General features: G+C 65.2%; 14 protein-coding genes. 10 read left to right on the top strand and 4 right to left on the bottom strand.

Translation table 11 applies throughout. The features are described 5' to 3' along the window. Positions 1-60: 60 nt before the first annotated feature. The 6 genes from ACOZHM_RS17170 (at position 61) to ACOZHM_RS17145 (ending at position 10,315) form a co-directional block, all read left to right on the top strand. Positions 61-2,997 (top strand): VIT domain-containing protein, encoded by a 2,937-nt coding sequence (locus ACOZHM_RS17170; RefSeq protein WP_421570535.1) that lies wholly within the window; start codon positions 61-63, stop codon positions 2,995-2,997. Positions 2,998-3,042: 45 nt separating this feature from the next. Continuing rightward, on the top strand, positions 3,043-3,963 hold the full coding sequence (locus ACOZHM_RS17165; RefSeq protein WP_421570534.1) for a LytTR family DNA-binding domain-containing protein: 921 nt from the start codon (positions 3,043-3,045) through the stop codon (positions 3,961-3,963). 55 nt (positions 3,964-4,018) lie between these two features. Beyond that, positions 4,019-5,144 (top strand): peptide chain release factor 2 gene (gene prfB / locus ACOZHM_RS17160; protein WP_421570563.1). Its coding sequence is split into 2 segments (ribosomal slippage): positions 4,019-4,093 and positions 4,095-5,144, totalling 1,125 coding nucleotides; the frame shifts between segments, so codons are not numbered across the junction. 95 nt (positions 5,145-5,239) lie between these two features. Then, a complete protein-coding gene (lysS, locus tag ACOZHM_RS17155; RefSeq protein ID WP_421570533.1) occupies positions 5,240-6,757 on the top strand; it encodes a lysine--tRNA ligase in 1,518 nt (505 codons plus the stop codon). 206 nt (positions 6,758-6,963) lie between these two features. Further along, positions 6,964-8,103, top strand: coding sequence for an HD domain-containing phosphohydrolase (locus tag ACOZHM_RS17150; protein WP_421570532.1), 1,140 nt, complete (start codon positions 6,964-6,966; stop codon positions 8,101-8,103). Positions 8,104-8,125: 22 nt separating this feature from the next. Continuing rightward, entirely contained in the window at positions 8,126-10,315 is a 2,190-nt protein-coding gene (locus ACOZHM_RS17145) for an ATP-binding protein (protein WP_421570562.1), read from the top strand. Positions 10,316-10,382: 67 nt separating this feature from the next. Here ACOZHM_RS17145 and ACOZHM_RS17140 read toward each other — a convergent pair whose 3' ends face one another. Beyond that, a complete protein-coding gene (locus ACOZHM_RS17140) occupies positions 10,383-11,252 on the bottom strand; it encodes a crotonase/enoyl-CoA hydratase family protein (protein WP_421570531.1) in 870 nt (289 codons plus the stop codon). Positions 11,253-11,740: 488 nt separating this feature from the next. Here ACOZHM_RS17140 and ACOZHM_RS17135 point away from each other — a divergent pair, with 488 nt between their 5' ends. From ACOZHM_RS17135 to ACOZHM_RS17120, 4 genes are all read left to right on the top strand, one after another. Next, positions 11,741-12,271 carry a hypothetical protein gene (locus ACOZHM_RS17135; RefSeq protein ID WP_421570530.1) on the top strand — a complete coding sequence of 177 codons (531 nt, stop codon included), beginning with the start codon at positions 11,741-11,743 and terminating at the stop codon, positions 12,269-12,271. A gap of 590 nt (positions 12,272-12,861) precedes the next feature. Further along, entirely contained in the window at positions 12,862-13,257 is a 396-nt protein-coding gene (locus ACOZHM_RS17130; RefSeq protein WP_421570529.1) for a hypothetical protein, read from the top strand. A gap of 80 nt (positions 13,258-13,337) precedes the next feature. Further along, on the top strand, positions 13,338-13,823 hold the full coding sequence (locus tag ACOZHM_RS17125) for a hypothetical protein (RefSeq protein ID WP_421570528.1): 486 nt from the start codon (positions 13,338-13,340) through the stop codon (positions 13,821-13,823). Positions 13,824-14,052: 229 nt separating this feature from the next. Beyond that, positions 14,053-14,616, top strand: a complete 564-nt coding sequence (locus ACOZHM_RS17120) for a hypothetical protein (RefSeq protein ID WP_421570527.1) — start codon at positions 14,053-14,055, stop codon at positions 14,614-14,616. 190 nt (positions 14,617-14,806) lie between these two features. On the opposite strand, the gene ACOZHM_RS17115 is transcribed toward ACOZHM_RS17120, so the two are convergent. The 3 genes from ACOZHM_RS17115 to ACOZHM_RS17105 form a co-directional block, all read right to left on the bottom strand. Then, positions 14,807-16,483, bottom strand: a complete 1,677-nt coding sequence (locus tag ACOZHM_RS17115) for a long-chain fatty acid--CoA ligase (protein ID WP_421570526.1) — start codon at positions 16,481-16,483, stop codon at positions 14,807-14,809. 139 nt (positions 16,484-16,622) lie between these two features. Next, positions 16,623-17,282, bottom strand: a complete 660-nt coding sequence (locus tag ACOZHM_RS17110; RefSeq protein ID WP_421570525.1) for an AAA family ATPase — start codon at positions 17,280-17,282, stop codon at positions 16,623-16,625. Next, positions 17,282-17,653: a type II toxin-antitoxin system Phd/YefM family antitoxin gene (locus ACOZHM_RS17105; protein ID WP_421570524.1), complete on the bottom strand. Its 372-nt coding sequence runs from the start codon at positions 17,651-17,653 to the stop codon at positions 17,282-17,284. Before ACOZHM_RS17105 ends, ACOZHM_RS17110 begins: the two co-directional genes overlap by 1 nt. Between the last annotated feature and the right edge of the window lie 194 nt (positions 17,654-17,847).

Here is a 17,847-nt window from a genome sequence, read left to right as displayed (position 1 = left end):
CGCAACCCCGTTTGCGGCGGTGGTGCGTTCAACCGTTCGTCATCGGATCAGGAGCGTCACATGGACAGCGTGCTGCGTGGTATCGGGCTGGGATTGTTGCTGTGGGTGGGTGGGGGCGTGGGCATGCAGACGGCAGCCGCGCAGCGCGTGGCCGAGCCGGTGCTGAAAGTGGCCGGGGCTGAACAGCCGGTGCAGCTGGAGCAGGCGCGCATCGACAGCCATGTGGCGGCCGGCCTGGCCGAAACCCGCATCGAACTGGTATTCCGCAACCCGAACCGCCGCGTGCTCGAAGGTGCGCTGGAGTTCCCGCTGGCCGAGGGCCAGCAGGTGACGGCGTTCGCGTTGGATATCGATGGCGTACTGCGCGATGCGGTGCCCGTGCCGAAGGCGCAGGGCCGCCAGGTGTTCGAGGCGATCGAACGGCGCCGGGTCGATCCGGGCCTGCTGGAGCAGACCGCCGGCAACCAGTTCCGCCTGCGCATCTATCCCATTCCTGCGCTGGGCACGCGACGGGTCGCGCTGACCGTACGTGAGGCCCTGCCGGTGAGCCGGGACGGCATGCGCTGGACGCTGCCGCTGCAGTTCGTAGGGCAGGCGAAGTCGGTACAGCTGCGGCTGGATGCGGTGGCGACCGGCGTGCCGGTAACCAACGGACCGCCAACGTTGGCCCTGGCGCTGCGCGACGGGGCCTGGCGTGCCGACTGGCAGGGCAGCGGTGACCAGCTGCCGGCACAGCTGGGCTGGACCCTGCCGCTGCCGCGCGGAGTGGATGCCGTGCGCGGTGCGTTCGACGGCGGGCAGTATGTGATGGTGCAGGTGCCCGTGCCGGTGCAGACCCGCCAGCGCACCTTGCCCCATCGCGTAGGGCTGCTGTGGGATGCGTCCGGTTCTGCACGCCAGCGCGACACCGCCGCGGAACTGGCCGTGCTGGAGCGCTACTTCGGCGCCATTGGCGACGGCGAGGTGCAGCTGACCGTGCTGCGCGACCGCGCCGAGCCGACGCGACGCTTCGCCATCCGCAACGGCGACTGGGGCGCATTGCGCCGGCATCTGGAGGGGCTGTCCTACGACGGTGCAAGTGCACTGGGCGACTGGAGCGCGCAACCCGACGTGGACGAATACCTGCTGGTCAGCGACGGGCTGGCCAACTATGGCAAGCGCGAGCGCCCGGCACTGCGCGCGAACCAGCGGCTGTATGCGCTGAGTGGTGCCGGTGCACGCACCGACAGCGACCGGCTGCGTGCGTGGACACGTGCAGGCCAGGGGCAGCTGCTGGTGTTGAACGGCAGCCATGACGTGGAATCCATGGCGGCACGCCTGCTGCGGGACAACCCGGGCAACGTCCAGGCGGAAGGCGATGGGCTGACCGACCTGATCGTGGACGCCGAACGCGCCGACCAGGGCTGGGTGCGCGTGCTGGCCCGCATGCAGCAGGCGAACCGCGTGCTGCGGCTGCAGGTTCCGGCCGCGGACGGTGCCCGCCAGACGTTGACGGTTCCGCTGGCGCAGGCCCGCGATACCGGCGGCGCGCTGGTCGCCCACGCCTGGGCAGACGCCCGGCGCCGGGAGCTGGCGTCAGACCCAGTGGGCAACCGTGGCGAAATCCAGGCGCTGTCGCAGCGGTTCGGGCTGGTCGGTGCTGACACCTCGCTGCTGGTGCTGGAAACGCTGGAGGACTACCTGCAATACGGCATCCGCCCGGCCGGGCCGCTGCAGCGGGACTACGACCGGTTGCACGCGGTGAAGGTGGAGGACGACGCCAGCGCCCGCCGCGCACGCCTGGACAAGCTGGCGGTGCAGTTCGCCGAGCGCGAACAGTGGTGGAACCGGACCTGGCCGAAGGGCGCCCCACCGTCGGCCGCTGTCAGCAAGCAGCGGGCGGCACCGATGGCCGCCGTGGCGCCTGCACCTGCATCTGCACCTGCGCCACCGGCGCCCATGATGCTGGCCGCCGAGAGCGCGCAGCGTGAGCAGGTAGACGCAGCATCCGTCGCACTGGACAGCGTGGTGGTGACGGGCGGGCTGCGCACGCAGTCAGCTGCCGCGGCCGATGCGGCGGTTGAAGCCAAGGCCGATGCGCGGGCCAACCAGGGCGCGCTGCGCATTACCGTGGCCGCGTGGGCGCCGGACTCGGCCTACGCACGCCGGCTGCGCGCGGCCCGCCCGGAGGCGGTGTACGCGCTGTACCTGCAGGAGCGTGACCAGCACGCCGACAGCAGTGCCTTCTACCTGGACGTCGCCGACATCCTGTTCGCGCACGGCCAGCGCGACCTGGCCCTGCGGGTGCTGTCGAACCTGGCCGAGATGCAGCTGGAAAACCGCCACGTGCTGCGCGTGCTGGGTTACCGGCTGATGCAGGCCAAGGCGCCGGCGCTGGCCGTGCCGGTGTTCCGCGACGTACTGGCGCTGGGCGAGGAAGAGCCGCAGAGCTTCCGTGACCTGGCGCTGGCGTTGGAGGCCGACAACCAACCGCAGGCGGCGTTGGCGGCGTTCAACGAGGTGGTGGTGCGGCCATGGGACGACCGCTTCGACGGCATCTCGCTGATCGCGCTGGACGAGCTGACCACCCTGGTGGCGCGCACCGGGGTGGATGCACGTGCGGTCGACCCGCGCCTGCGCCGCCCGATGCCGCTGGACCTGCGCGTGGTGCTCAGCTGGGACAGCGACAACAGCGACATGGACCTGTGGGTCACCGACCCCAATGGCGAGCGTGCGTACTACGGCAACCGCCTGACCTACCAGGGCGGGCAGATGTCGCGCGATTTCACCGGCGGCTACGGCCCGGAACAGTTCTCGCTGCGCCAAGCCAAGCCCGGCCGCTACAAGGTGGAGGCGAACTACTTCGGCAGCCGTGAGCAGCTGGTCACCGGGGCCACCACGCTGACCCTGCGCCTGAGCACGCACTGGGGCAGCCGCCGCCAGCAGGACCAGCAGGTGACGATGCGCCTGAAGGACAGCGCCGACACGGTGCTGGTGGGCGAGTTCGACGTGCGCTGACCCGCAGCCCGTAGAATCGGGCGCTGATTCCCCAGCGCCCGATGCATGGACCCGAACCTGCCCCACCGAAGTTCCCCGCGCTGGCGGCCCGCCAGCCGCCTGCTGGTATGGGCGGCCATCCTGCTCGGCAGCGCCGCGGCCAATGCCGTGGTCGAGGTGATGGACGCCCAGCGCCGTGGCGAGGCGCTGGCGCTATGGGAGCCGATGACCTGGGAGCTGAGCAGCGCCGGCATGATCCTGCTCACGCTGCCGCTGCTGTGGTGGGGCTGCCAGCGCTGGCCGCTGCATGCCGATACCTGGCGGCGGCGCCTGCCGCTGTACCTGGCGGCCAGCGTGGCCTGGTCGCTGCTGCACGTGGTCGGCATGATGCTGCTGCGCCACCTGGCCTATGCCAGCGTCGGCGAGCACTATGTCGACGGGTCGAGCTGGCCGACCCGGCTGCTCTATGAATACCTCAAGGACGTGCGTGCGTTCTTCAGCTTCGTGGCGATCGAGCACTTCTTCAGCTGGTTCGGTCGCCGCCGGCAGGGCGAGGCGCACCTGCTGGCCGCGCCGGAGGACGCGCCGCCGGTGGAGCCGGTGGACCGGCCCGAGCGCTTCCTGGTGCGCAAGCTGGGCCGTGACTTCCTGGTGGCCACCTGTGACATCGAATATGCCCAGGCCGCCGGCAACTACATGAACCTGCGTGTGCGCGGCCATGATTACCCGCTGCGCAGCACATTGGCCGCGCTGGAGGCGCGGCTGGACCCGGCACGGTTCGTGCGCATCCACCGCAGTTACCTGCTCAATCTGGCCGTGCTGGTGTCGATCGAACCACTGGACAGCGGCGAGGCCCGGGTTCACCTGGCCGACGGCACGGTGCTACCGTGCAGCCGCCGCCAGCTGCCCGGCCTGCGCGCGGCGCTGGGGCACGGGGGCGCTGCGGACGCGCTGCCGAGCGCCGCGCCGGCAGGTGCATCTACATGAACGGGCGCGCTGAGCTACAATTCGCGTCTTGTCCCAAGCCTTCATTACCGCCGATATGATCGAGCTCAATCCCGTGCGCCAGCGAATCACCGATCTCACCGATCGCGTGCTCTCGCTCAGGGGGTATCTTTGACTACGACGCCAAGAAAGAGCGTCTGGAAGAAGTAACCCGGGAACTGGAAAACCCCGATATCTGGAACAACGCCGAATATGCCCAGACCCTGGGCCGCGAGCGTTCCAGCCTGGAGAAGACGGTGGGCGGCATCGCCTCCATCCTCGACGGGCTGACCGAATCCGGCGAACTGCTGGAACTGGCTGAAAGCGAGCAGGACGAAGATACCGCCCTGGCCGTGGTCGCCGACCTGGACAAGTACCAGAAGCACGTGGAACAGCTGGAATTCCAGCGCATGTTCTCCGGCAAGATGGACAACGCCCCGGCGTTCGTCGACATCCAGGCCGGTGCCGGTGGCACCGAAGCCCAGGACTGGGCCGAAATCCTGCTGCGCATGTACCTGCGCTGGTGCGAATCGCGTGGCTGGAAGACCGAGCTGATGGAAGTCTCCGGTGGCGATGTCGCCGGCATCAAGTCGGCCACGCTGCGCGTGGAAGGCGACTACGCCTATGGCTGGCTGAAGACCGAAACCGGCGTGCACCGCCTGGTGCGCAAGTCGCCGTTCGATTCGGACAACCGCCGCCACACCAGCTTCACCTCGGTGTTTGTGTCGCCGGAAGTCGACAACAACATCGAAATCGACATCAACCCGGCCGACCTGCGTACCGACGTGTACCGTTCGTCCGGCGCCGGTGGCCAGCACGTCAACAAGACCGAATCGGCGGTGCGTATCACGCACATTCCGACCAACACGGTCGTGGCCTGCCAGACCGGCCGCAGCCAGCACCAGAACCGCGACAACGCGATGAAGATGCTGGCCGCCAAGCTGTACGAGCTGGAAATCCAGAAGCGCAACGCCGAACGCGACGCGGTGGAAGCCACCAAGTCCGACATCGGCTGGGGCAGCCAGATCCGCAACTACGTGCTCGACCAGAGCCGTATCAAGGACCTGCGCACCGGCATCGAGCGTTCGGACACGCAGAAGGTGCTGGACGGCGATCTCGACGAATTCGTCGAGGCCAGCCTGAAGTCCGGCCTGGAAGTCGGCTCCAAACGCCTCGACGCCTGACGGTCGGGCCGCCGCGTGCGGCCCGATCCGTTCCACCCCGGCATGCCCGGGTTTCGTAATCTCCTGTCCATATCCCCCAGACATAGACCCACGCCATGAACGATCAGACCGCCGCGCCGCAGACCCCCGTCGACGAGAACAGCCTCATCGCCGAGCGCCGCGCGAAACTGACCGCGCTGCGCGGGCAGGGCATCGCCTACCCGAACGACTTCCGTCGTGAGGACTTCGCCGGCACGCTGCAGGGCGAATTCGCCGATGCCGAGCAGTGGACCGCCGAGGCACTGGAAGCCACCGACCGCACCGTGAAGATGGCCGGCCGGCTGATGGCCAAGCGCGTGATGGGCAAGGCCAGCTTCGCCCAGATCCAGGACGAGTCCGGCCGCATCCAGCTGTTCCTCCAGGGCAATGCGCTGGGCGAGGTCTACACCGCCTTCAAGGGCTGGGACGTGGGCGACATCATCGCCGTCGAGGGCGGGCTGACCCGCACCAAGACCGGCGAGCTGTCGGTCAAGGCCACCAGCATCCGCCTGCTGACCAAGTCGCTGCGCCCGCTGCCGGACAAGTGGCACGGCCTGGCCGACGTGGAGCAGCGCTACCGCCAGCGCTATGTGGACCTGATCGTGACCCCGGAGTCGCGCGAGGTGTTCATCAAGCGCTCGCGGATCATCCGCGCCATGCGCGCCTGGCTGGACAACCGTGACTTCCTGGAAGTCGAAACGCCGATGATGCATTACATCCCCGGCGGCGCCACGGCCAAGCCGTTCACCACCCACCACAACGCGCTGGACCTGGACCTGTACCTGCGCGTGGCCCCGGAGCTGTACCTCAAGCGGCTGGTCGTGGGTGGCCTGGAGCGCGTGTACGAGATCAACCGCAACTTCCGCAATGAAGGCGTCAGCACCCGGCACAACCCGGAATTCACCATGATGGAGCTGTACGAGGCCTACGCCACGTACAACGAAGTGATGGACCTGACCGAAGGCGTGATCCGTGACGTGGCCAGCAAGGTGCTGGGCACCACCACGGTGGAGTGGGACGGCGCCACCATCGACCTGGCCCCGGCGTTCCGCCGCTGGCGCATGGACGAGGCAGTGCGCCACCACAACCCCGAGATCAGCCTGGCCGACTGCACCGACCGCGACGCGCTGGCCGCCCATTGCGAGCGCCTGAAGATCCGCATCAAGCCGTCCTACGGCTGGGGCAAGCTGCTGCTGGAGATCTTCGAGGCCACCGTCGAGCACACCCTGGTGCAGCCGACCTTCATCACCGACCACCCGGTCGAGGTCTCGCCGCTGGCCCGTGCCAATGACGACCAGCCGGGCTACACCGACCGCTTCGAGCTGTTCATCAACGGCAAGGAGCTGGCCAACGGCTTCTCCGAGCTGAACGACCCGGAAGACCAGGCGGCCCGCTTCCAGGCCCAGGTGACGGCCAAGGAAGGCGGCGACGACGAGGCCATGCACTACGACGCCGACTACATCCGTGCGCTGGAGTATGGAATGGCGCCGACCGGCGGCCTGGGTATCGGCATCGATCGCCTGGTCATGCTGCTCACCGGCAGCAGCTCCATCCGCGATGTGCTGCTGTTCCCGTACATGCGCCCGGAAAACTGAGACGTACGTCAGGGTAGGGACCGCGCCGGTCCGCCCGGCGGGGTTCCGCTTGCGTGGCCGTGGGGGTATGGTTTCAACGTGGCCTATAGAGGCGCCTAGGCGCGATAGGTCACGCGTTTCATGATGGGTCCGGGGGTGGGCATGACATGCGCATCACAATGTGACCACGATCATGAACGGGGAGATCATGACCGGAGGTGGGTCCCATGCAAGGTGCCGGTATTCAGAGCGGCGGAGTATCCTTTCCGCAACATGTTCCAGTGTGGTCCAGGAAGACGACGGAAGCTGACTTGAATATTGTCATCGTTGACGATCAGACGTCCGCGCGCACGATGCTGAGGCATGTCATCGAGGACATCGCGCCGGAACTGAGCGTGCATGATTTCGGCGACCCGCTCACGGCGCTGGCGTGGTGCGAGGCGCACGGGGTGGACCTGCTGCTGCTCGACTACCGCATGCCGGAGATGGACGGGCTGGAGTTCGCCCGCCGGTTCCGCCGGCTGCCCAAGCACCGCGACATTCCGGTGATCCTGATCACGGTGGTCGGCGACGAGCCGATCCGCCAGGCCGCGCTCGAAGCCGGCGTGATCGATTTCCTGGTCAAGCCGATCCGTCCGCGCGAGCTGCGTGCCCGCTGCTACAACCTGTTGCAGCTGCGCCAGCAGTCCGAGAACGTCAAGCAGCGCGCTCTGTCGCTGGAGCAGCGGCTGTTGGCGAGCATGCACGAAGTCGAGGAGCGCGAGCGCGAGACGCTCTCGCGGCTGGCCCGTGCCATCGAATTCCGCGATGCAGGCACCAGTGCGTATCTCGAACGCATGGCGCATGTGGCGGGCCTCATCGCCGAGCAGCTCGGGCTGCCGGAGGAAGAGGTCAAGCTGATCGAGATGGCCGCCCCGTTGCACGACATGGGCAAGATCGCCATTCCCGATGCGGTCCTGCTCAAGCAGGGCAAGCTCAACGAGGAGGAGCTGGCCATCATGCGCCGGCATCCGCGTATCGGTTACGAGCTGCTGAGTGGCAGCCAGAACCGTTTCATCCAGGTGGGCGCGCTGATCGCGTTGCGCCACCACGAACGTTTTGACGGCAGCGGGTATCCCGATGGGCTGGTTGGCGAGGCGATCCCGCTGGAAGCGCGGATCGTGGCGGTGGCCGACGTCTTCGATGCCCTGATCTCGCCGCGACCATACAAGGAAGCATGGACGATGGAAGCAACCCTGGCCTATCTCTACGCCCAGCGCGGGCGTCTGTTCGACCCGCGCTGCGTGGACGCGCTGCTGCGCGGCCGCGAGCAGCTCGACGAAATCTGCGCGCAGCATTCCACTGCGTCGTCCCGACCGGGGATGTGACGTGCACAGTCCGTTCCAGGCGATGAAGGAGCGGCTTGGCGCGCTCCCCGGCCTTGCGCTGCTGAAACGCCAGCTGGGCAATCGTTCCGACAGTGAGCATGGGCAGGCGATCGTACGCATCGTCCTGATCGTGCTGATCCTTGGCTATGTGCTGATGCCGGGCGTGCGCAACGACCTGCCGCACCACCAGTACCAGGTGGTGCTGGGCATCGTGCTCACCGGGCTGGTGCTGTCGGTGCTGCTGTTCGCGTGGCTGCTGGCGCGCCCGCAGCGTTCCGACCCCAGGCGCGTGGCCGGCATGCTGGCCGATTACGGGTTGATCGCCGCCGGCATGGTGCAGATGGGCGAGCCGTTGTCGTGGGTCTACATCGTGGTGATGTGGGTCACCGTCGGCAACGGCATGCGCTACGGCAACAAGTACCTGTATGCCGCCGTCGGCATGGCGCTGGTCAGCTTCGGGGTCACCGTGCTGGCCACCGGCTACTGGCAGGCCAACGCGCGGCTGGGCTTCGGCTTGTGGCTGGGCCTGGCGGCGGTGCCGCTGTACTTCGCCAGCCTGCTGCGCCAGCTGACCCATGCAATGGACGAGGCGCGCCGGGCGAGCGAGGCCAAGAGCCGCTTCCTGGCCAACATGAGCCATGAATTCCGCACGCCGCTCAATGGGCTGTCGGGCATGACCGAAGTGCTGGCCACCACGCAGCTGGACGACGAGCAGCGCGAATGCGTCAACACCATCCAGGCGTCCTCGCGCAGCCTGCTCACGCTGGTGGAGGAGGTGCTGGACATCTCGGCCATCGAGGCCGGCAAGCTGCGTGTGGTGGCCGAGGACTTCTCGCTCGATGACGTGGTCCAGTCGATCGGGTTGATCCTGCTGCCGCAGGCGCGGCTGAAGCGGCTGGACTACCAGGTCAAGGTGGCGGCCGGCGTGCCCAAGCTGCTGCGCGGCGACCTGGGCCACCTGCGCCAGATCCTGCTGAACCTGGCCGGCAATGCGGTGAAATTCACCGAGCACGGCAAGGTCGAAATCCGGGTCTCGCAGGTGCGCGAAGAGGGCCACGACCTGGTCCGGCTGCGCTTCGACATCTTCGATACCGGTATCGGCGTCAATCCGGAAATGCGCGCGCGCCTGTTCCAGGCGTTCGAGCAGGCCGATGTCAGCCTGGGCCGGCGGCATGAGGGCAGCGGGTTGGGCACCTCGATCTCGCGCGGCCTGGTCGAGGCGATGGGCGGACAGATCGGCTATGTCGAGAACCCGCCGCAGGGCAGCTGCTTCTGGTTCGAACTGCCGTTCGCGCTGCCGCCCGTGCTCGCCGGTGAATTCACCCCGGCGGTATTCGGCGAGGGCCAGCAGGGTACGCCGGACAACGTGATCGCCTTCGCCGACCCGTTCCTGCGCCATCGTGCGCGGGTGCGCAGCATGAAGGTGCTGGTCGCCGACGACCACCAGGCCAACCGGCTGGTGCTGCAACGGCTGCTGCAGAAGGCCGGGCACAAGGTGGTCTGCGTCAACGGCGGTGAGGCCGTGCTCGACGCGATGGCCGAGAGCGACTACGACGTCGCCATTGTCGACCTGCACATGCCGGGCATGAGCGGCCTGGACATGCTCAAGGAACTGCGCGTGCTGCAGGCCGGCGGCGGCCCGCGCACGCCGGTGCTGGTGCTCAGCGCCGACGTCACCCCCGAATCGATCCAGCAGTGCACCCAGGCCGGCGCGCACACGTTCTTCGGCAAGCCGGTGGTGCCGGTGCGCCTGCTCGACACGTTGGCGGACATCGCCGTCAACAACGGCCTGCGTGGGCGTGCGCCAGTGGTGCAGCCGGCGCCGGTCGCCGCCGGCGTACTCGATACCGGCGTACTCGACGAGCTGGCCTCGCTGGGCATGGGCGACAGCTTCGAGCAGGAGTTCATCCGCCAGTGCCTGGCCGATGCCAAGCAGTGCGTCGCGGTGGCCACCGAGGCGGGCGAGCGCGGCGACTGGGTGCTCCTGCGCGAGCAGGCGCACGCCATCAAGGGCGTGGCCAGCAACCTGGGCCTGGTGCGCGTGGCCTACCGCGCCGGCGAGGTCATGCACATGGCCGACTGGCAGCTCAAGAGCGAATGGGGCGAGCGCATCAAGCTGATCCGCACCGCGATCAAGGAAGGACGCCAGGCGCTGGAAGAGCGCCCGCGCGGCGGTGCGTCGGCCGACGACGGCGGCATCGACCTCCGCTGAGCCTGCGACCAGAAAAAAGCCCGGTGCTGACCGGGCTTTTTATCGGATGCCGGGACCGCTGGCGCGGTCACGCCGCATCGGACTGGGCGCGACGCGTCTGTGCCTTGATGAGACGGTCCATGGTGCGCAGCGATTTGTCTTCCAGGGCCAGGGCCGAATCCACCCAGATCTTGGTGATCTCCAGCAGCTCGTCATAGCCCACGGCCTGGGCCAGGTTTTTCGCGGCGTTCATGGCCAGGTACGAGCGGGGGGTGCGCTGGTGCTGGCGGATGAGGTCCTCGACCGCCTTGACGCCCTGTCCCTTGGGCACCAGCACGTCGACCACGCCCATGGCGAACATCTCTTCGGACGAGTACACGCGGCCTTCGAGGATGATCTTCTCGGCGACCTGCGGGGCCACGCGCTTGCACAGGAACGAATACGCGCCCATGCCCGGGAACAGCCCGAACAGCACCTCCGGCAGGCCCATGCCGCAGCCTTCCTCGGCGACGATGGTGTGGCAGGCCAGGGCCATTTCCAGGCCACCGCCCAGCGCATCGCCCTGGATCAGCGCGATCGAACGCACATCGCCGCCGAAGCCGGTGTGCAGGTGGTGCACGCCTTCAACGCAACGCTGTGCATAGGACAGCAGCCGGTCGCGGTTGCCTTCGCGGATCAGCCGCGCGAACAGCTCCAGGTCGCCGCCCAGGTTGTAGGCGCTGGCGTCGGAGGCGAGCACGAAATGGCGCAGTTTGCCGCTGTTGCGCTCGGCGGGTGACAGGGTGATCTGGTTCATCACGCTCCACATTTCGTCGAGCATGTCTTTGCGGCAGCAGGGACGAATGCCGGTCGCGGCATCGGCATGCATGAACAACCAGTGGGCGGCGTTGTCGCCGGTGGTTTCAGTGCGGATGGTCGCGTAGCCGCGGGCATACGGGAGCTTTTCGATGGATTGCATGGTGATCACCTCGGCGGGTTGGCCTGCTGGGAGGACGGTGGGCGGCAGGCCTGACGGGTCCACACGCCGCGATGCTACACCGCCAGCCCGGGCTGGAATGCAAATGCCGTACACGGTCTCCATAAGGCCCCAAACTACCCGCCATTATCTCGTTCAGCCTTATGCCGCAGGCGTATCGGGCGGTTCACACCGCGCAGCGCGCCCAAGGCTGATGGTGGCGGGTCAATATAAGAATTCGACGAATTTCCGACTGCCGGCCTCGGATCCATGTCCTGTTTGGCTGCGCCGGGTAAAGGCACTTGTCCAACCCCTGACAATCTGAGATCAATACGTCGACAAAGGGGGGGGCATGGGCGTTGGATACGCGGGTCAGAAAGAGCGATGCGGCTGCACTCGACATCCTCCAACCGGCATGTGTGGATGGCGCGGCCAGGTACGCAGTCGCAAACTTCAAGAGACCATCCGAGACTGCATGCTGGAGACAGGCTTTGAAATTTCTTGCTCTTTTCGTTCTGGTGTTGGCGTCTTGTGGATGTGCCACAACCCCTCGCCCGGTCGGACACACTGACCGGCAGCGCGGTCTGCCGGAGGACTATTTTGACTCGCAGCAGGGTTGCTTTGCCGCGTGGCAGGATGTTCTCGACGACTGGGTAAGAGTCACCGGCGGGGTTCGTGGAACATTGCAGGAGACCCGTCGCATCACGGCGGCGGATGAACGCTCAGTGCTGTCGAGGACAATCCAGCGGGTTTGGCGGATGCAGGCCTATGGTGGGGGCCATGATCAAAGGTCCATTGTTCTTCAATTCTCCGACGCTCTGGACAAGATCGGTCCGAATGCTTCCCTTCCGCAGGAGTGCACCACGATCATCTGGTTGCAGCCTCTCCTGGTTGAGACGCCCGGGGTGTTCTCTGAGGGGGCGAGGGATAAGCTGCTGGAGGCTGCGCCTTCCGGGGCGCGAGAGGACACGCGGATTTTCTCAAAATGGCTGCTGTACGGGATCCTGACGGCTGAGCCATAGGTGCGATCGATCGATACCAGGGTGACGCCAGGGAACTTGGTCTGCGCTTGCAGGTTGCGTTGATCAGCCTGTCATGCCTTCTCGCTGCAATGTCAACGGAACCAGAATGCAGGGAGGCTGAAGAATTGCTCTTGAAGGTAATGAGGTCGGATGCTTACCCCACTGCAAAAAGGGTCGCCAGCAACGATCTGCACATCCTGCGGAAGGATGTGGCAGGAGCGGAGTTCTGTGAGCCATGGCTGGGAGCGGGAAAGTGAATGTAGATGGGGGCGAGGATTTCGTGAGCAGGCAGGCGCGTCGTAGGCGGTATATCAGGGTTACGTTCCGGGGAATCGACTGTCCTCCTGCGAGGGTCGAGGCGATTCTTGGGGTGCCGGCAAGTAGGTCGGGTGTTGCAGGCGAGCGGATCAAGCCAGGTGTCCAAGCTATGAACTTCAATCGGGCGATACGCCATGAGCAGTAGAGCAGTGATAGCAGGCATATATGCACTATCCATAGCCGCAGTTGGCTTGACTGATGCCGCATGGGCAGACGATCGATCAATTTGCCTACACAGCTTGTCTGCAACAACAAGTCCGATACTTTCGGGATTGAAAGAGGTCAAGGTTGACGCCAAGGATGCATCGTCTACGGAAGGAGGTGAGTGCCGACTCTATTTGAATTCTCGTGGAATTCTTGTTTACGTCGTCGCTACTCAATACGGAGAAACCGGGAAGAAAGTGACTTCAATTAAGTTGCTAAACGGCTCGGCCCGCTCATATTCGGCGACTGTTTCACGGTATCGATATGTAGAGCCAATCTACGCTGGAGCTGTCAAGGTTGCCGATGTGGAGACTTCAAGTTTTATCGTATGTGACGATGCTGTTGTAAAAGGAGTCGGCTCTCAAGGCATTTCGCAAGATATAACAGGTGTGGCGAAGTCGATTCTCTCTGAGGGTGTCGAAGCATATGATGCTATCAAGCCGAACAAAGGAGCATCTCCGTAGAAGTCTTCGACCTGCAGGGTGAGGGGTGAGTAGCTATGTAGATGACGGGGCGAAGGCTTGCCTAAACGAGGGTTATTGCAATGAATGCTAAGCTTGTTTTGGTTGTCATCCTTTCATTCGGATTAAGTTCTCAAGCAATGGCGGATGTTGTTGATTCTGGTGATGGATGCCATTTCTTGACGACGAGAAGTGCTGATGGATCCCCGATCAACGTGTGTAAAGAAACGTTCCCGGGCTTATGGGTTGGATTGGCTCGTGAAAAAGGTAGATACATTGAGATCACAGGGTACGTCGCCTATGCGTTTGGATATCCTTATATGTTCGCGTCCAAGGACATGTACCTTTATGCTGCCGGCAAGGGGGGCGTGAGGTTGAACGTACCCGTGCAGGAGAAGGAGCTGTTCGACCAGATGGTTGTTAAGGAGAAGCCTATTACTGTTACAGGACTCTATTCTCAAAACGCCAACAGGGCTAACGACAGGTCGCTGGGTGGAATAGATGTGATGCCGGGTCGTTTCTGGCTCGCTGCGATGCCGGACGAGCCACCTCCATCTTCTCAGGACTGAGGCGCTTACACGTGGTCCGTGCCTGCTTACCCCAAGTCGACACGGTCTTGAACGCTGCTACGCTGATGAAGGCCTACTGGGAGAAGAACTCTGAGGCCATACATCTATCAGATGCTTCCATCGGAGAAGTCGTGATGGATCCTCCTCTTCCAGAAGAGTGCGTTTCCATCACGTGGCTTCAGCCTCTCTTGGTTGAGACGCCTTCTCACAGGGGGAGACGATGCGAAAGGTGCATTCCGACTTCAAGCGCGCGGTGCGATTGCTGGACCAGGCGGAGGTGGCTCAAGCTCTGGCGTTAGGCCAGCAGCTGATTGGCTCGCTGGAAGAGTCCGATCGCCTGGATGGCTACCTGTGCCTTGGCTTTGTGTACGAGGACGGCGGCCCCGGATTTGCGCCTGATCTGGACAAGGCTCTCGACAGCTTCCGGCGAGCATCGTTGATCGCCCCCAACGCCATCACGTTTCTCAATCTGGCGCGGGTTTCATTGAAGCAGAAGGAGCATGCGGCTGCCCTTCGATTCCTTTACCTCTCCGCCGACTACGAGGTGATGCCGGAGACACTGCTGGGCTTCGGGCATTACTTCGAGGCGCATCTTCCTTCGGGTTCGGCGAAGGCGCGGGCCTATTACATCAAAGCCGCAATGCGAGGGCGTTTTGCGGGGTTCTTTGGTTACTCGCGGGTCGCCCGTGCCTCAGGGCAGGTTGTTCGCGCGTTCCTGATGGATTTACTTCGGATTGTGTTCGGTCCTTTCATCGCGCTCGCGATTGGTACGCGCGCCAGGTTCCAGTTCTGACCTTTTCACCATTGGGTGCGCTTGGTTCCGTCTGGAGATGGACCGGGCGTGTTCGCGGGTAACTGGCGAGTTTGGGTGTCAGTGATGTGAGTGCGTTGACACGCATGGCGTGTCACTACGTGGCGGCGTTGGGGGCCGGAAAGCAGAACGCCCGCTAGGCGGGCGTTCTGGGGTTCACTGTAGCGGGTGCTTACTCGGCCGGCGTATCGCGCAGCTCGCGGCGCAGGATCTTGCCGACGTTGGTCTTCGGCAGTTCCTTGCGGAACTCGACAATGCGCGGGTGCTTGTAGCCCGTCAGGTTGGCGCGGGCGTGTTCCTTGACCATTTCGGCGGTCAGGTTGGGGTCCTTCTTGACGATGACCACCTTGACGATCTCGCCGGACTTTTCATCCGGCACGCCGACCGCAGCCACTTCCAGCACGCCGGGCATCATCGCGATCACGTCTTCGACTTCGTTCGGGTACACGTTGAAGCCGGACACCAGGATCATGTCCTTCTTGCGGTCCACGATGTAGAAGAAGCCGTGCTCGTCCATGCGCGCCATGTCGCCGGTGTGCAGCCAGCCGTCGGCGTCGATGGCCTTGGCGGTTTCCTCCGGGCGCTGCCAGTAGCCCTTCATCACCTGCGGGCCGCGGATGCACAGCTCGCCGACGTCGCCCGGGGCCAGGGTGACGCCGTTGTCGTCCTTCACGCAGGCGTCGGTGGACGGGATCGGCAGGCCGATCGCACCGTTGTACTCGGCCAGGTTGAGCGGGTTGATGCAGGCCGCCGGCGAGGTCTCGGTCAGGCCGTAGGCCTCGACCAGGGTGACGCCGGTGGTCTTCTTCCAGCGCTCAGCCACGGCGCGCTGCACCGCCATGCCACCGCCCAGGGTGACCTTCAGCGAGGAGAAGTCGATCTCGTCGAAACCGGGGGTGTTGAGCAGGCCGTTGAACAGCGTGTTGACGCCGGTGATGGCGGTGAAACGGGTCGCCTTGAGCTCCTTGACGAAGCCCTTCATGTCGCGCGGGTTGGTGATCAGGTGGTTGCAGCCACCGAACTTCATGAAGACCAGGCCGTTCGCCGTGAGCGCGAAGATGTGGTACAGCGGCAGGGCGGTGATGATCCACTCCTTGCCCATCTCGATGCCCGACGCGGAGATCCACGCCGAGGCCTGCTGCATGTTGGCGACCAGGTTGCGGTTGGTCAGCATCGCGCCCTTGGCCACGCCGGTGGTGCCGCCGGTGTACTGCAGGAAGGCCACGTCGTCGTGGTCCAGCTCCACCTTCGGTAGTTTGTGGCCGCTGCCCAGCTTCAACGCCTGGTTGAAGCGGATCGCGCCGCGCAGGCTGTAGTTGGGCACCATCTTCTTGATGTACTTCAGCACGAAGTTCACCACCACGCCCTTCAGGCCGAGCATGTCGCCCAGGCCGGTGGTGATCACCTGCTTGATCTGGGTGTCGGCGATGACCTGCTGCACGGTGTCGCCGAAGTTGTCCACCACCACCAGCACGGCCGCGCCGGAGTCCACCAGCTGGTGCTTGAGCTCGCGGGCGGTGTACAGCGGGTTGACGTTGACCACGGTCAGGCCGGCACGCAGCACGCCGAAGGTGGCCACCGGGTACTGCAGGCAGTTGGGCATCATCAGGGCGACGCGGTCGCCCTTCTTGAGCTTGAGCTCGCCCAGCAGGTAGGCGGCGAACTGCTCGACCAGGGCGTCGGTTTCACCGTAGGTGAGCACCTTGCCGAAGCTGGAGTAGGCGGGACGGTCGCGGAACTTGGCCACCGACGTGTCGAACACGGCCGACACCGAATGGAACTCGTTGACGTCGATTTCGGCGGGTACGCCGTTGGGATAGCTCTGCAGCCAGGGACGTTCCAGACTCATATTCCCCCTCCAGGAAACGTTGATGGTGTCGTGCGATGACGGAGAGTATCCGTCGTTTCAGTCACCGGCAGCATACCGGTCCGAATGGAAAACGCGAAGGACTCGTGAAAGTCGCGTGCAGCCGGCGTGCACGTGAAGGTCACGAGGCCCCCTTGGCGATGGCTTCGTCGCACTGCAGCGCGGCCTCCATGAGCGGCACGGCCCAGGACGGGGTGCGGCGCAGCTGCGCGGCGTCGTCCGGCTCGGGCCAGGTCAGCCGGCCGGCCTCCATCTGCAGGACCAGCTGCGGGTCGGGCACGGCATCGCCGGGGGCGGTGTCGGTGCTGTTGTCGTAGACCTGCAGCTGCGCCAGCTGGGGCATGAGCGCGGCGAGGTTGTGCAGGGCCAGCGGGAAGCGGCGGCGGATGTCGGCCTCGCTGATCGGGTGGCCGCCGGCCTGCACCCGGGCCTGGACCCGGGCCAGGTGCTGTTCGGGCGAGGCCAGGCCGCAGTACCAGACCAGCACGTCGTGGCTGGTGCTGGCCTCGGCCAGCGTGGCGGCGATGGAGCGCCCGCCCAGGGTGGTCTCGAAAGCGTGGTTGCGGCCCTCGCGGATCGCCTCCTGCAGGCGCCGGAAGCCTTCGGCCCACGCCTGCGCGTTGGCCTCGGCCTGGGTCATGTGCAGTTCGGTGCGCAGCTGGCGGGCCCAGGCGTCCGGATTGAACCAGTCCAGTCCTGCCTCGCGAAGCAGGTGCCCACCGATGGAGCTCTTGCCGGCGCCATTGACCCCGGCCAGCACGAACAGGAACGGGCGGGGCATCAGTAACCGGTGCCGGCCTGGACCTTGCCCTTGAGCCGGGCAGGCTTGCGCAGCAGGGCGCGCGCCTTGCGGCCGGCGCCGGCCTCATCGAGGCTGGACAGCCGGGCATCGAAGCTGTCGCGCAGCTGCTGCAGGGCAGGGGCCTGCTCGCGCAGCGAGGCCAGGTTGCGCTGCAGGTCCACCACCTGGGCCTGCAGGGCCTGGTACTGCTCGGCGGAAATGATCACCGCCTGCGGTTCGTTGTGGTTGGTGACCAGCACCATCTGGCGCTCGCGCACGTCCTGCATGACCTTCCGCCAGTGCTCCTTCACCGCCGATGCCGTGGTGCGGGTCAACTCGGTGATCGGGTCGAACTTCAGGGCGTGCAGCATGGCGGGAATCCCGGCAGTGGCGATGGGGCCAGCATAGCGCGGATGGGATGAAAAGGTGGTTTTGGCAAAAATATGAAAAATATGCGGTTCAGGAAGGGGGGGCCGCCCCCCCCCCCGCCCCCCCCCCCCAACACAACCCCAAACACAGAAAAAAAAAAAAAAAAAACACAACAACCAACCCCCCAAAAAAAAAA

This window comes from Stenotrophomonas sp. PD6, assembly GCF_049199305.1.
GTDB lineage: Bacteria > Pseudomonadota > Gammaproteobacteria > Xanthomonadales > Xanthomonadaceae > Stenotrophomonas.
This window is presented reverse-complemented; position numbering and strand designations above follow the sequence as displayed.